Origin of the sequence: Propioniciclava sinopodophylli, assembly GCF_004324755.1 — a bacterium.
Taxonomy (GTDB): Bacteria; Actinomycetota; Actinomycetes; order Propionibacteriales; family Propionibacteriaceae; genus Propioniciclava; species Propioniciclava sinopodophylli.
Genome location: NZ_SDMQ01000031.1, coordinates 1 through 1,508, shown reverse-complemented (window position 1 = coordinate 1,508; position 1,508 = coordinate 1). Strand labels below are relative to the sequence as shown.

Here is a 1,508-nt window from a genome sequence, read left to right as displayed (position 1 = left end):
ATTGCTGAAGTCGCCGTCCACCGCGTCGAAGGGTCACCTCGTAAGTGAAAGCCTCTCACACGATCCGTCCCGTGTTCGATGACCCGAACCTGGTGTCTGCTGCCGGTCTGGTGCCGGCGTTGCGGTTGGCTGAGTCTGCTGGCCTGTATGACCTGCTGGAGGAACGGTTGAGCGTGCCGTCGGCGAACGCGACCGTGAAGGCGGCCAGCGTGGTGGGCGGGATGCTCGCCGGCGCGGACAGTATCGATGACCTCGACGTGTTGCGGCACGGGGGCATGGAACGGGTGTTCACCGGGGTGCGGGCGCCGTCGACGTTGGGCACGTTCCTGCGCTCGTTCACGCACGGCCACGTGCAGCAGCTCGACGCCGTCGGCGCAGGTCTGCTAGCCGGCCTTGCCGGCAGGGTGCCCGGCGTCCTGGCAGGCGCCGACATCGAACAGGGGCTGGCGTTCCTCGATGTCGACGACACCATCCGGGAGGTCCACGGGTACCGCAAGCAGGGCGCCGGCTACGGGTACACGAGGGTGCGGGGATTGAACATCCAAATTGCTGCCCTGTCGACCCCGTTGGCAGGCCCGGTGATCGCCCGCGCCCGGCTCCGCAAGGGCAACACCGGCTCCGCGCGGGGCGCCGGCAGGATGGTGGCCCAAGCCGTCACCACCGCCCGTGCTGCTGGCGTGCGGGGTCGGATCCTGTGCCGGGCGGACTCGGCGTACTACGGGTGGGCGTTCGTGGGGGCCGCGCTGCGAGCGAACGCGTGGTTCTCGGTCACCGCCCGGATGACCAAGACCGTCACCCGAGCAATCGCCGGCCTGGCCGAGGACGCCTGGCAGACCATCAAGTACCCCCACGCCGTCTGGGAGGAAGCCGAACAACGCTGGATCTCGGATGCGGAGGTTGCCGAAGTCGGGTTCGTGGCGTTCACCGGCCGACGCCAGCACCAGCACGTGCCCTGCCGGCTGGTCGTGCGCCGGGTCAAACGGATCCAGCCGCTCGCCTCCGATGGCAGTGAGCAGGGGGAACTGTTCGCCGCCTACCGGCACCACGCGTTCATCACCAATTCCTCTTTCACTACGGTCGAGGCCGATCAGCTCCACCGCGACCACGCGATCGTGGAACAGGTCATCGCCGAACTCAAGGACGGCCCCCTGGCCCACCTGCCGTCGGGGAAGTACGCCGCCAACGCCGCCTGGGTGAGCCTGGCGGTGATCGGGTTCAACATCGCCCGAGCCGCCGCGGTCGCCGCCGGCCTGGCCAAGGCCCGATGGGCCACCCTGCGCCGCCAGATCATCCAGGTCCCGGCACGGATCGCCGCCACCGGTCGACGACTCGTCCTGCACCTACCCACACACTGGCCCTGGGCCCACGCCTGGGGAGCGCTCCACGCCCGCGCGACCAGCCCACCCCAGCCGGTCACTCCCTGACCACCCAGCCCCAGCAGGCGCAACCAAGGACCCCCAGTGGAGAAGCCGGACAGACCGGCAGGACCACCACGCCCACACCCGAAA

1 protein-coding gene is annotated in these 1,508 nt (G+C 69.6%); it reads left to right on the top strand.

What is annotated here, in order from left to right; translation table 11 throughout:
* Nucleotides 1-44 precede the first annotated feature (44 nt).
* Nucleotides 45-1,424, top strand: a complete 1,380-nt coding sequence (locus tag ET989_RS14605; RefSeq protein ID WP_131170269.1) for an IS1380 family transposase — start codon at nt 45-47, stop codon at nt 1,422-1,424.
* Nucleotides 1,425-1,508 lie beyond the last annotated feature (84 nt).